Annotated in this window: 12 protein-coding genes; 7 read left to right on the top strand and 5 right to left on the bottom strand. The window is 56.9% G+C overall.

All coding sequences use genetic code 11. The annotated features are described in order from the left end of the window. From E1297_RS37445 to E1297_RS37430, 4 genes are all read right to left on the bottom strand, one after another. A partial coding sequence (locus tag E1297_RS37445; RefSeq protein ID WP_155147224.1) for an ammonium transporter occupies nucleotides 1–1,072 on the bottom strand: 1,072 nt, incomplete at its 3' end. Between the two features lie 202 nt (nucleotides 1,073–1,274). Next, nucleotides 1,275–1,751 carry a CinA family protein gene (locus tag E1297_RS37440; RefSeq protein ID WP_368669807.1) on the bottom strand — a complete coding sequence of 159 codons (477 nt, stop codon included), beginning with the start codon at nucleotides 1,749–1,751 and terminating at the stop codon, nucleotides 1,275–1,277. Further along, on the bottom strand, nucleotides 1,748–2,245 hold the full coding sequence (locus tag E1297_RS37435) for a phosphatidylglycerophosphatase A (protein WP_155147222.1): 498 nt from the start codon (nucleotides 2,243–2,245) through the stop codon (nucleotides 1,748–1,750). The genes E1297_RS37440 and E1297_RS37435 overlap by 4 nt, the downstream gene beginning before the upstream one ends. Beyond that, nucleotides 2,242–3,372 carry a bifunctional 2-C-methyl-D-erythritol 4-phosphate cytidylyltransferase/2-C-methyl-D-erythritol 2,4-cyclodiphosphate synthase gene (locus tag E1297_RS37430; protein WP_155147220.1) on the bottom strand — a complete coding sequence of 377 codons (1,131 nt, stop codon included), beginning with the start codon at nucleotides 3,370–3,372 and terminating at the stop codon, nucleotides 2,242–2,244. The genes E1297_RS37435 and E1297_RS37430 overlap by 4 nt, the downstream gene beginning before the upstream one ends. A gap of 183 nt (nucleotides 3,373–3,555) precedes the next feature. Between E1297_RS37430 and dusB the strand changes: the two genes are divergently transcribed. From dusB to E1297_RS37395, 7 genes are all read left to right on the top strand, one after another. Next, nucleotides 3,556–4,539, top strand: a complete 984-nt coding sequence (gene dusB, locus E1297_RS37425) for a tRNA dihydrouridine synthase DusB (RefSeq protein ID WP_256372806.1) — start codon at nucleotides 3,556–3,558, stop codon at nucleotides 4,537–4,539. After that, entirely contained in the window at nucleotides 4,536–5,603 is a 1,068-nt protein-coding gene (locus E1297_RS37420; RefSeq protein WP_155147216.1) for a nitrogen regulation protein NR(II), read from the top strand. The genes dusB and E1297_RS37420 overlap by 4 nt, the downstream gene beginning before the upstream one ends. A gap of 32 nt (nucleotides 5,604–5,635) precedes the next feature. Beyond that, complete coding sequence (locus E1297_RS37415; RefSeq protein ID WP_155147213.1) at nucleotides 5,636–7,003, top strand: response regulator; 1,368 nt, start codon at nucleotides 5,636–5,638, stop codon at nucleotides 7,001–7,003. A gap of 99 nt (nucleotides 7,004–7,102) precedes the next feature. After that, nucleotides 7,103–9,391: a PAS domain-containing sensor histidine kinase gene (locus E1297_RS37410; RefSeq protein ID WP_209016233.1), complete on the top strand. Its 2,289-nt coding sequence runs from the start codon at nucleotides 7,103–7,105 to the stop codon at nucleotides 9,389–9,391. Further along, nucleotides 9,388–10,797 (top strand): sigma-54 dependent transcriptional regulator, encoded by a 1,410-nt coding sequence (locus tag E1297_RS37405; protein ID WP_155147211.1) that lies wholly within the window; start codon nucleotides 9,388–9,390, stop codon nucleotides 10,795–10,797. Before E1297_RS37410 ends, E1297_RS37405 begins: the two co-directional genes overlap by 4 nt. 112 nt (nucleotides 10,798–10,909) lie before the next feature. Further along, complete coding sequence (locus tag E1297_RS37400; RefSeq protein ID WP_209016232.1) at nucleotides 10,910–11,473, top strand: helix-turn-helix domain-containing protein; 564 nt, start codon at nucleotides 10,910–10,912, stop codon at nucleotides 11,471–11,473. A 43-nt stretch (nucleotides 11,474–11,516) separates the two neighbouring features. Next, the gene (locus tag E1297_RS37395; protein WP_155147207.1) at nucleotides 11,517–12,698 is read left to right on the top strand and encodes an MFS transporter; all 1,182 of its coding nucleotides are present in this window, start codon (nucleotides 11,517–11,519) and stop codon (nucleotides 12,696–12,698) included. Nucleotides 12,699–12,716: 18 nt separating this feature from the next. Here the strand turns inward: E1297_RS37395 and E1297_RS49970 are convergent. Continuing rightward, on the bottom strand, nucleotides 12,717–13,074 hold a 358-nt coding region (locus tag E1297_RS49970; RefSeq protein ID WP_155147205.1), incomplete at its 5' end, for a hypothetical protein.

Below are 13,074 nucleotides of genomic sequence, written 5' to 3'. Positions count from 1 at the left end.
ACACAATCGTGACAACTGCCGTAAAGGCACCCACGATAACCAGCCCGCCCAACTGCGCAGTCCAAGTTCCCAGACCGAACAGAGCGATCATGATTGTACCGAAGATCCCGCCAACGCCATGTACTGCAAAGACGTCCAGAGTATCGTCGATCTTGAGCATGTTGCGCATGACATAGACGGCTTCCTGACACAGGATACCGGCCACTGCGCCGATGATCAGTGCCTGAACCGGTCCAACAAAACCTGAGGCCGGAGTGATCGACGCCAAACCAGCGATCGTGCCGGTGACGAGGCCGACCATTGAGGCCTTACCGAACCTGATACGCTCCCACAGCGCCCAGCTCAGCGATGCGGTGGCGGCGGACAGGTGTGTAACGGTCATTGCCATGGCAGCACCACCATCGGCGGCCAGTTGCGAGCCGCCATTAAAGCCGAACCAGCCCACCCACAGCATTGCCGCGCCGATCATGACATAGCCGGGGTTGTGCGGCGGGGTGGTGCGGTTGCGACGCGGACCAAGGATTACAGCTATGATCAGGGCTGCCAGACCAGCGGTTTCATGGACGACAATACCGCCCGCAAAGTCGCGAACGCCGATCTCACCCAATATGCCGCCATCAGACAACATGCCTCCGCCCCAAATCCAATGAACGACGGGGGCATAGCACAATAGCATCCAAAGACCTGAGAAGGTCAGGACAAACCCAAAGCCCACGCGTTCTACATACGCTCCGACGATCAGGGCAGGGGTGATGATGGCAAACGTCATCTGGAAGGCAAAGAACAGGATCTCGGGCAGGGTTCCCGCCAGGCTGTCTGCGTCGACGCCGTTGAGGAAAGCCTTGTTGAGGCCGCCCCACACTCCGGATGGAGCATCGCCAAATGCGATGGAGTATCCGGCGACCAGCCACAAGATGCTCATCAGGCAGGCAATCGAAAAACAATGCATGAACACGCTGAGCACGTTGCGTGCCCGGACAAGCCCGCCGTAAAACAGCGCCAATCCCGGTAATGTCATGAACAGGACCAGCGCGGTTGCGACGATGATCCAGGCTGTATCGGCTCCGTTCATGGGCCGCTCTCCTCTTTCGCTTCAGGTGCGCCGGTTCATGACGTTTATTCACGAACCGGCGCTAAGTGAGTGGTGGTGCGAAGCGTTGAAGCGAACAGGAGACGAGGAAAAAAGAGGCGAGCAGCTTAAAACGCGCCTGTTTTGACGCCCTTTTTTTAAATGGCGATAAATTCCGCGCAATATTGCGGCGGTCGCCTTATTTTTAATCGATGTCGGAAAGGCCCTTGGAGATCAGATCAAGTGCGTGGTCGCGCGCAGCCCTGCGCACATTGTCCCGGCCAAGCGCGCCGAACTCGACGGTTTCTGTTCTGGTTGGGTGCCCTTGTACGGCCAGTCCGAAACAAACGCGGCCTTCGGGTTTGAACTCTGATCCCCCAGGTCCGGCAATGCCGGTGATCGAAACCGAAAGCTGTGCCTGCGAGTGCGTCAGTGCGCCATCTGCCATTTCTCTGGCGACTTCTTCGGACACGGCGCCATGGTCGGCGAGCGTCTCAGCACTGACCCCCAACATCTCCTGTTTGGCGGTGTTGGTGTAGGTCACGAAGCCACGTTCAACGACAGCGGAACTGCCTGGGATGTCTGTCAGGGCTGCTGCAACCATGCCACCCGTGCAGCTTTCCGCTGTCGAGATCATGACTTTCAGCGCTTTGGCGCGTTCCAACAGGTCCGTTACGGTCACAGGCCCAATACTCCATGTGCGATGGCTGCAAGGATCATTACTCCAATCGCAGCGAAGACCCCCGCGATGACATCATCCAGCATGACGCCCAATGGGTCGCCGCGCCGGTCGGCCCATCCAATCGGACCGGGTTTAGTGATATCGAATAGGCGGAACAGGATGAAACCGGCAACCCAACCGGGCCAAAGGGCGGTGATGTCGATCCCATGTGCCCAAGACGGGTAGGAAATTGCCCAAAGCGCAATGAACTGGCCAGCGACCTCGTCAATCACGATTTCCGAGGGGTCATGATCCTCTTGTCCTGCCGTCATAACACCGGTCGCCCAGATGCCGCCGACTATAACGGCGATAGTTGCCAGTGCCAGTAAGGGAAACCCTCCGAACGTGTGCAGTACCCAGACCATAGGCAGTGCGGCAAGTGACCCCCAAGTCCCCGGTGCCGGGCGCAGATATCCGACGCCGCCGACAGTACCGATCAGGCGCGCCGCATTCATGATTTCACCAGACAGGCTGTGGCTACAGAAGCGATGCCTTCACTGCGGCCGGTAAAGCCTAGGCGTTCGGATGTTGTTGCTTTCACCGACACCTGATCGGCGCGTAACGCCATGATTCTGGACATTTCTTCACGCATTTCTTGCGCGTGGGGGCCGATCTTGGGGTATTCGCAGACTAGCGTGCAATCCACATTGGAAATGCGATATCCCATTTGCCCTGCAAGCTCGACAGCGTGACGCAGAAAGATCTCGCTGGCGGCGCCTTTCCATTGTGGATCGGATGGCGGGAAGTGCTGACCGATATCGCCCTGCGCCAAAGCGCCGTAGATTGCGTCCGTTACCGCATGCATACCAACATCGGCGTCTGAATGACCCTGCAGACCCCGATCATGCGGGACCTTCACGCCGCACAGGATCACGTGATCACCATCGCCAAAACGATGCACGTCATACCCGTTGCCCAACCTTACATCCATATCCGTTCCCATTATGCGTTCTGCCCGGGCAAAATCCTCGGGCCTTGTGATTTTTAGATTGTCTGCGTCACCCGGCACGATCACCACCTCGATACCTGCCGCACGTGCGACTTCGACATCATCTGCCGCTCCGCCCGGATGTGCGGAGTGAGCTGCGACGATCGCATCATATCGGAAGCCTTGCGGTGTCTGGGCTGCAAACAAGCCTGAGCGATCCTGCGTTCCTGTCACCATGTTCTCATCACCCGTCCAAAGCGCATCCGTTACAGCAAGGCCAGGTGCGGCAGCGGCGTGAGTTTCCAGCGCCACCAGAACGTTGCGGATGGTTTCCTCGCTGACGCAAGGGCGAGCAACATCGTGAATCAAAACCTGTGAGACGCTCTTGTCCGCCAGTGCCTGCAATCCATTGCGTACGGAACCCGCACGATCATGACCTCCGGAGGCCAGCAACAGATCGCTGTCCCGGAATTCTTCCCATGCTTCGGTATCGTCGGGCGAGAGAACAAGAACGATATGATCCACCACTCCTTTGAACCGATTCAACGTCCAGTCAGCCACCCTCTGCCCGGCCAAAGCGCGCCATTGCTTGGGCGTGCCGCCTCCGGCGCGCTGTCCGCGTCCCGCGGCGACGATTATGGCAGCGGTGGTCATGTACGAAAACTCTCCTGTTTGATGCGCTTTGTTTAGGGGGCGGTGAATGCAGAGGCAATCACCTGCGTAAACCTGCCTAAATATTAGGCATATGATGATTTTGCGGGCTTGCGGGTCGCCGTTTTGTTGTTCATATGCGCAGAATTCGATATCAAATCTGCAACTGCCCAAGGATTAAGCACGTTGACCCTGCAACTCGCTGACAAAGATCTGAACCCGCCGGTCCTGCTGGCGCCGATGGCCGGAATCACGGATCGGCCATTTCGTGATCTCGTTATGCGCTTTGGCGCAGGGATGGTAGTAAGCGAAATGGTCGCCAGCCAGGAAATGGTGCAGGCTAAACCCGGCGTGCGTGAGCGGGCTGAGCTGTCGGCAGACGTGGAAAACACGGCCGTACAACTGGCGGGGCGAGAGGCCCACTGGATGGCTGAGGCTGCGCGACAGGTTGCTGATCGGGGTGCGCGGGTGATCGACATTAACATGGGTTGCCCGGCCAAGAAGGTCACCAATGGGTATTCTGGCTCTGCGCTGTTGAAAACGCCGGATCACGCGTTGACCCTGATTGAGGCGGTCGTTGATGCCGTGGATGTACCGGTCACGCTGAAAACGCGGTTGGGTTGGGATGACAATCTGCTGAACGCCCCGGATGTGGCGCGCCGGGCGCAGGATGCAGGCATCCGCATGGTCACGATTCATGGTCGCACCAGATGTCAGTTCTACAAGGGGCGCGCAAATTGGCAGGCAATCCGAGCGGTGAAAGACGCAGTTTCAATCCCGGTGATTGCCAATGGAGACATCATTGATACCAATGCGGCTCGCACCGCGTTGACCCGTTCTGGCGCAGACGGTGTGATGGTCGGACGCGGCGCACAAGGAAAGCCGTGGCTTTTGGCACAAATCTGTCACGATCTTTACGGTCGCCCTGCGCCAGAGATCCCATCGGGTGAGGATCTGATCGAGATGGTCCGTGCGCATTATCAGGCAATGCTGGAGTTCTACGGAACCGATCTGGGCCTGCGCGTCGCACGTAAGCATCTTGGCTGGTACATGGATGAGGCCGGGACACCACCCGCGCTACGCCGATCTGTATTGACCTCGCGAGACACTGACGAGGTATTGCACCTGCTCGGGGATGCGTTGTCTTGCAAAGCAGAGGTGGCGGCATGACGTCGGATCAGGAAATCTGGGCCTCTCTGCCGGTTCCGGCCTTTATTATCGATGGCGATGACCGCATCGCAGATGTGAACTCGTCAGCTGAGGGCTTTCTGAACGCATCCCGCAAATCCGTTGTTGGGCATCCGGTTTGGGATCAGATCGCAGTGGATGCCCCTTTGGAGGAAGCGTTTCTTAGAGCACGAGAGCAGGGCACGCCGCTTTTCGTCAATGATGTGGATGTGGGATCGGGCAATCGCGCACCTTTGCAATGTGCTTTGCAGATCGCACCGATGGTTGGGCATCCCGGTTCGATGATCATGATCATTTCTCCCCGGGAACTGGCCGGGCGGATGACGCGGGGAAATACCGTTAAATCTGCGGCGCAATCGGCGATTGGAATGGCCGAGATGCTGGCACATGAGATCAAGAATCCCTTGGCCGGGATCACCGGTGCGGCTCAGTTGTTGAGCATGAACATTGCGCCCCAAGAACTTGAACTTACAGATCTTATCGTTGAAGAAAGCCGCAGGATCGTGAAGCTTCTGGAGCAGGTTGAGCAATTTGGAAACCTGTCCCGGCCCGACTTCAAGCCAGTTAACATTCATGACGTTCTGGACCGCGCGCGCCGATCTGCTTTGTTGGGTTTTGGCGCTGATATGACGATCATCGAGGATTATGATCCCTCGTTGCCATTGGCCTACGGTGATCCGGATCAGTTTCTGCAAGTTGTGCTGAACCTTCTGAAGAACGCTTCAGAAGCCGCAGGTGCCGGCGGTGGTACGATCCGCCTGCGCACCTATTTCGAGCATTCGTTCCGTTTGCGGCGCAGCGATGGGTCTGGGCATTCACTGCCGTTGCAGATTGAGATCATAGATGATGGACCGGGCGTGTCCGAAGATATCATCAGCGATATTTTTGACCCGTTTGTTTCAGGCAAAGAAAATGGCACGGGTTTGGGTCTCGCATTGGTCAGCAAGATCATCTCCGACCATGATGGTTGGATTTCGGCGGAATCCGTTCCGGGCCGAACCGTTTTCAAACTGTCACTGCGGCGGGCACCGCGTCACGAACAATAGAGCCGTAGCCGGCAAACAAAGGAGAGCACCTGATGGATGGTACAGTATTGGTTGCAGATGATGATCGCACGATCCGCACCGTTCTGACACAGGCCCTGACGCGGGCCGGGTGCAAAGTGCATGCAACATCTTCGCTGACCACACTGATGCGTTGGGTAGGTGAGGGCAAAGGGGATGTCGTAATCTCGGACGTTGTCATGCCAGATGGTAACGGTTTGGAGATGTTGCCAAAAATCTCTCAGGATCGACCTGGGTTGCCGGTTATCGTGATCTCGGCCCAAAACACGATCATGACGGCGATTCAAGCGGCTGAGGCAGATGCCTATGACTATCTGCCCAAGCCGTTTGATTTGCCCGATTTGATGAAGCGAACGGCGCGTGCGCTTGAGCAGAAGCAGCGCGCCCATCCCGAAGCAGCCGATGATCGCGTGGACAGCCCTGATGAACTGCCATTGGTAGGTCGAACGCCGGTCATGCAGGCGCTGTATCGTCTGGTCGCCCGGGTGATGAATACTGATCTGTCGGTCATGATTTCTGGTGAAAGTGGGACGGGTAAATCACTGATTGCGCGTGCTATTCACGATTTCTCTGACAGGCGTACATTGCCGTTTGTGACTGCAACGGCAGCTGATCTGAGGGATCTGGAAGGCCCGGCGCGCGTGATGGCACGGGTTCGTGGCGGGACGCTGTTGATTGATGAGATCGCGGATATTGATGACGAGGTACAGGCGCGTATCGTGCGAATGATGGATACGCCGGGCGATCATGTTCCGCGTTTTATGGCGACCAGCCAGACCGATTTGACCGAAGCGATGGAAAGCGGTCGGGTGCGCCAGGACCTGTACTATCGCCTGTGTGGGGCAACGGTTCATGTTCCATCCTTGCGGGAACGAGTGGATGACATCACGCTTCTGGCTGAGCACTTCCTGTCACGGGAAGAGCGTGAGAGCGGCACAAAACGTTGGCTTAGCCCAGAGGCAGTGGAATTGGTGCGCCGCTACTCGTGGCCTGGAAACGTACGTCAGTTGGAAAATGCCATTCGCAGGCTCAGCCTGACCAGCCGCGCTGACGAAATCTCGCAGGCTGAGGTGGAGATGGTATTGGGCAGCCAACCCGAAGCCGAACCGGTTCTAGGTGATGGTGAACGTGAAAAGCTGTCGTCCTCGGTGGCGCGTCATTTGCGGCGTTACTTCGATCTACACGGCAACATTCTCCCCCCGCCGGGGTTGTACCAACGTATTTTGCGCGAGGTTGAGGCCCCTCTGATCGAAATCGCACTTGAGGCAACTGGCGGAAATCAGGCGAAATGTGCCGATTTGCTGGGGATCAACAGAAATACGCTGCGCAAAAAGATTACAGATCTCGATATTCAGGTGACACGCCGACGCAAACTGATGTAATATCGCCACACAAACCGTGGCATCCGGGTTCGTACCCGGCAAGGACCACGATATATGGCGGTAAGCCGCGAGAGCGGCACATCAGGATGAGGGCAGACGGTGGCAACCCGGGCACAGAACCGGCCAATTCTATCGATTAATCGGTGGCGTAAGTCCCGAAAGATGCGCAATTTCGGCACCTTGGGCCTTGTGGTTCTTGGACCTGCGCTTGCATTGGCCACGTACCTCGTAATCGGACCGTTCGATCTGGGCGCGACTGCACCGACATTGCGTCTGATTCTCCTTGCCGACCTCGTTTACGTGCTGGTGGTCGCTGCGCTGGTTCTGGGGCAATTGGGCAGTCTTATCGCTGCGCGGCGCGCAAAATCGGCCGGATCAAGACTTCACCTGCGTCTGATCGGTGCTTTTACGCTGCTTGCGCTGGTGCCGACAGTTACCGTGGCGATTTTTGCCGGACTGACTGTGAACATTGGCCTTGAAGGCTGGTTTTCGGACCGCGTCAGGCAAGTGGTGGGCTCGTCGCTTACGGCTGCCGAGGCTTATGAACTAGAGCACCGACAAGGTTTGACACAGGACGCGACGGTGCTCGCTCGATTCCTTGATAATGCACGCACGCTGGATTTCTATATTTCAGATGCAGAGCTGCGCGAGGTTCTGGCGCAGGGTCAGGCACAAATCCAGCGTGGTTTGCGTGAGGCTTATGTCATCGACGGTAGTGGCGAGATTCGGTCCCGTGGGGACCGTTCCTATCTGTTCAATTTCGAACCCCCGACGGCTGAACAGATAGTTGAGGCAGACGACAAAGGCCTGCTGATTATCGCGGACTGGTCGAACAATGAATTTCGCGCACTGGTTCCTTTGAAAGCCTACCTCGACCGGTACCTTTACGTCAGTCGCGATGTGGACGGCCAGCTGCTGACCTTGCTGGACGACACCAAAGAAACTGCACAGTTCTACCAGCAACTTGAGAGTGAACGGGGCAGGGTGCTGTTCGAATTCGGTCTTTTGTATCTTGGGTTTGCGTTGATCCTGATCCTTGCGGCCATGTCGCTGGGCATGTGGTTTGCCGAACGCCTGTCGCGCCCCGTTGGGCGCCTGACTACAGCGGCTCAGCGCGTGGGGGCAGGCGATCTGAGTGTTCAGGTGATCGAAGAGGCCAATGACGACGAGATCGCCATGCTTGGACGCTACTTCAACCAGATGACCCGCCAGTTGAAGGGCCAGCGGGATACACTGCTTGAAAATACGCGGCAGATTGAACGCCGCAGGCGCTTGTTTGACTCGGTGCTCAGCTCAGTGACCTCCGGTGTCGTAGGAGTTGATCCCGATGGTTGCGTGACATTTGTGAACCGTTCGGCTGAACGTCTGCTGGACTGGTCGGGGGGTGAGCAACACCTCGCGATCGGAATCGCCGTTCCGGAATTCTTACCGCTGTTCGAATCTCTGCTTGAAGGCGGACAGGAAGCCGTTCAGGGCGAGGTGAAAGTAACCCGCAAAGGTCAACTGGAAAATCTATTGGTCCGCATGGCAACACGTCGTGGAGAAGACGGGGGATTGGAAGGCTATGTTGTGGCCTTTGATGATGTGACCGATCTGGTCAGCGCCCAGCGGATGGCCGCGTGGGGGGATGTTGCCCGTCGCATCGCGCATGAGATCAAGAACCCCCTGACACCTATCCAGTTGAGTGCAGAAAGGATCAAGCGCAAGTTCTCTCGCAAGCTTGATGAGGAGGATTGCGAAAGCCTCGAGTCGATGACCGATGTCATCGTTCGGCAAACCAATGACCTGCGCCGAATCGTGGACGAATTCTCGAAATTCGCACGGATGCCTGAGCCGGACCGGCACGAGGCGAATGTGGTTGATCTGGTTCGTGAGGCCGTTCTATTGCAACAGGCAGGGCAGCCGGATGTTCAGATTGATGCAGATCTGCCTGAAGAGCCCATTCTTGCCGATGTCGATGCGACGATGCTGAATCAGGCGCTGACGAATCTGATCAAGAATGCCGGTGAAGCCATTGGAACACTGAAAGAAAAAGGTGCGCCCGATAATCTGGCGCCGCAAATCAAGGTCGTCGTATCCAGCGATGAGGCTGGAACCATAATCACCATAGCAGACAACGGAATAGGTTTACCTGAAGACAGGGCTCGGTTGTTCGAACCCTATGTGACAACGCGCGATGAGGGGACCGGTTTGGGCCTGCCTATCGTGAAGAAAATTATCGAAGAACATGGCGGTGCGCTGACGTTGGAAGATGCGCCCGTATTTGACGGACAGGACCATTTTGGCGCGATGGCCGTGATCCGTTTGCCGGGGGCCAGTATTTCCCCCGCCGTCGCGCCACAGAAGCAGGCAATTGATATAAACAAGCTGAAAGCAGGCCAAAGATGAGCGACATTCTGATCGTAGATGACGAACGCGATATTCGCGAACTGGTGTCCGACATTCTGGAGGACGAAGGCTATTCCACCCGGCTGGCTGGCAACTCGGACGAGTGCATGGCCGCCATCAACTCCGAGCCACCAGGGCTCCTGATCCTTGATATCTGGCTGAAGGACAGCCGTATGGACGGGATCGATATTCTCAAGGCAGTTAAGCGCGACAACCCGGATGTGCCGGTGGTAATCATATCGGGGCACGGCAACATTGAAATTGCCGTCGCTGCGATCAAGCAGGGCGCTTACGATTTCATCGAAAAGCCTTTTAATATCGACCAGCTCATGGTGGTCATTCGCCGCGCGATGGAAACCTCGCGCCTGCGCCGTGAAAACGCGTCGCTCAAGCGGAAAGAGGTCAGTAGCTCGGACATGATCGGCAAATCGGCCTCGTTCCGGGCAATGCAAGGGCAGTTGGACAAAGTCACGAAGTCCAATGGTCGCGTGATGCTGAGCGGTCCGGCCGGTTCGGGCAAGGAAATCGCTGCGCGATACATCCATGCGCATTCCAATCGGGCAAATGCTCCGTTCGTCACGGTGAATTGTGCGGGTGTTGAGCCGGAACGGATGGAAGAAGTTCTGTTTGGACGCGAATCCTCAGAGCGCGGGGTAGAATCCGGGCTGCTGGAAGAGGCGCATGGCGGTGTGGTCTACTTTGACGAAGTGGCCGATATGCCGCTGGGAACGCAATCCAAGATCCTGCGGGTATTGGTGGATCAGCAGTTCCAGCGGGTAGGTGGAACCGACAAAGTGCGGGTAGACCTGCGGGTCATCTCGTCGACCAACCGGGATCTGGATGACGAGATTGCAGCCGAACGGTTCCGGGAAGAGCTGTACCATCGTCTGAATGTGGTACCGGTAGCCGTACCTTCGCTGGAAGAACGGCGCGAGGATATTCCGGTTCTGGCGCAGCATTTCATCGAAATGTGCAATGAAACCCAAGGCCTGCCGATCCGCGAGTTGTCGGACGAGGCGGTCGCCCTGTTGCAGACGATGACTTGGCCCGGAAACGTGCGGCAACTGAAAAACCTGATCGAGCGTGTTCTGATCCTTGGTGACGGTACTGGCCCGATTGAGGCACGCGAATTGCCGAATGAAGAGGAAAAAGCCGAAGACTCGGGCCGCGTTGTCCTGTCCGGTGCATTGGCCACGCTGCCATTGCGTGAGGCGCGCGAGGCATTTGAGCGTGAGTATCTGCTGACCCAGATCAACCGGTTTGGTGGCAATATCAGCCGGACCGCAAGCTTTGTCGGCATGGAGCGCAGTGCGCTGCACCGCAAACTAAAGTCGCTGGGTGTTGTCACGTCGAACAAATCCGGTGCGCGGGTCGCGCATATGGATGAGCCCGAGCCAGCTGAGTAACTGGGCGGGCTTTTACGCGATCAGGTCTGGTGCAACCCGATTGATGGCTGCACCCACCTGAATCGTTTCGAAAGGCTTGGTACCAATGGTTGCAAATATGGCAGAGACCGGGATGGCCAAAACGGTGGGTTACCCCGCATTTGGAAGCCGTATCAAACGGCTTCGCCGATCAATCGGGCTGAAACAGTCGGCGCTTGCCGACTTGCTTGAGGTCGACCAGACCACGATTTCGAGATGGGAAAATGGTCAACAGACGCCGGCCCCTCATGTTCAGCAGGCGGTTTTCACGGCACTGGGGCCGACAAGATCGGAAGATGCTGCCCTCAAGCGACTGGTCATGAATTCCTCGGACTGTATCCATCTGGTGGAGGAAGCCAGCCACATCTGCCTCGCATATTCGGCTAGTCGCGCCAATGACTGGAAAACCAGCCAGCGTGCGTTGCTAGGGGTATCTCTTTGGCAGTTCGCTACAGACGAAATTCAGCAAGCTGAGACGGAGTTGAAAGATGAAGGTTGGTGGGATCTGCAAACGCCAGCGCCAAAGGTGTTTCTGACGTCCGAAGCGCTGCATGATGAAATCAGGATCAGCGCCGGGCAGATCATTTGGGAGCGCCTTTACCTATCTGACGGAACACCCGTTCGGCTGGTCAGCGGGGCTCGGATCAGCGGCGCATAATTTATGCGTTCCTGTAGCCGGATGGACGCCGTAAACCTGTCACATGAATCCATCGCTTCGAATATTCCTGCAGGTCATTCTGCTTTGGTGCGCGGGACTGGGTGCTGCAACCCAGTTCGCCAAGATCGCGGTGCCATTTGCCGATGTTGGCCTGCTTTATCCCGCACATGCGGATGCGATTGGCTGGCTGTTGTCGATCATCAGCCTGATGGGTGCTGTTCTGGGTGCAACTTCGGGGGCGATCACCGGCTGGGTCGGGCCCGTGCGTCTGTTGATTGCCGGTCTCGTACTCGGTGGTGCGATCTCATTGGTTCAGGCTACGCTTCCCGGAATTCAGTTGATGTTGGCTAGCCGAGTTGTCGAAGGATTGTCTCATCTGGCCATTGTCGTTGCCGCACCAACTCTGATCGCGCAGATCACGCAAGGCAAAGCACGAAACGTATCGATGGTGTTGTGGAGCACATTCTTTGGCGTAGCGTTCGCGATGAATGCTTGGTTCGGGCTGCCATTTGTAGATCAGTTCGGTTTACCCGCTTACTTTGCTCTACATGGTGCTCTCATGTTGGTGATGGCTGGATTGATTGGCCTATGTCGCCTGAAGGTAAACATAGGATCGTCGGAAGGCGCGAGTTGGGGGCTATCAGCGTTTGTCGATGCTCATCTGCGGACCTATCGCTCTCCATTTATCTCAGCCCCGGCACTTGGATGGTTTTTCTACACGCTGACCTTCGTATCACTCCTGGCGATCCTGCCCGGGCGATTGCCAGAAGAGCAGGGAGCGTCAGTCGCTGCCTTGATGCCGCTGGCCGGGATCGTTTTGTCATGGTTGCTGGTGCCGATCCTGTTGACAGTCTTCTCTTGCGTAACCGTGGTCAATCTTGGTTTTGGACTAGGTATAGTGGCCATCCTTTCCCTGTTTATGGGGGCGCCGCTGGCACTGGTCTGTATCGCGTTGTTCGCAGTACTTGGGCTGGTGCAGGGCGGCAGTTTTGCAGCCGTTCCGGAGCTAAATGAAGCCGCCGAGGATCAGGCGTTGAGCTATGGCGCGATGGCCCAGATGGGAAATGCGGGCAATCTGCTTGGCACTCCGGTCCTATTGGCGGTGCTTTGGCGCGTGGATGAGGCGGGAATGTTTATTGCGGTCGCTGGGTTCTATGCAGCTGCAGTCATTTTGCACATCATACTGGCGCAGCGACGCAAGCGTGCATTGGCCGCTTTGGGCTGAGTGACCACTCCGGGAAACCTATCCGGCTTGTCCGGGCGTGATGATCTGGAATGAACCGTCGTCGAATTTCACGAAACATGAGGCGCTGCTGAGTGGCGGTAGCTTGGTAGTGCGAACCGGCGCAACCTTGGATTTCACCCCAGATTTACAGGGCGGCAGGCTGACAGGGCGATAGCCTTTCTGTGCCATACATTGCGCTTCGACCGTGTTTCGCAAGTCCTGGTTGACGTCAACTGTGTAAACATTGCCGGGCTGCCACCAACCCGGTGTTCGATAGCAATAGCCTCTTCCATCGCAATAGGTTCTGCCGGGCCAATAGACCGGTGGATTCTGTCTGATCTGATTTGCTACCGGTGCGTCCTTGAGCGCCTGCACC

The sequence above is a fragment of the Roseibium sp. RKSG952 genome (assembly GCF_009711355.1).
This window is presented reverse-complemented; position numbering and strand designations above follow the sequence as displayed.

Coding starts and splice junctions, on each gene's coding strand:
- E1297_RS37405 (WP_155147211.1), top strand. CDS start 9,388: ATGAGCGACATTCTGATCGTAGATGACGAACGCGATATTCGCGAACTG.
- E1297_RS37415 (WP_155147213.1), top strand. CDS start 5,636: ATGGATGGTACAGTATTGGTTGCAGATGATGATCGCACGATCCGCACC.
- E1297_RS37430 (WP_155147220.1), bottom strand. CDS start 3,372: ATGACCACCGCTGCCATAATCGTCGCCGCGGGACGCGGACAGCGCGCC.
- E1297_RS37395 (WP_155147207.1), top strand. CDS start 11,517: ATGAATCCATCGCTTCGAATATTCCTGCAGGTCATTCTGCTTTGGTGC.
- E1297_RS37400 (WP_209016232.1), top strand. CDS start 10,910: ATGGCCAAAACGGTGGGTTACCCCGCATTTGGAAGCCGTATCAAACGG.
- E1297_RS37435 (WP_155147222.1), bottom strand. CDS start 2,245: ATGAATGCGGCGCGCCTGATCGGTACTGTCGGCGGCGTCGGATATCTG.
- E1297_RS37420 (WP_155147216.1), top strand. CDS start 4,536: ATGACGTCGGATCAGGAAATCTGGGCCTCTCTGCCGGTTCCGGCCTTT.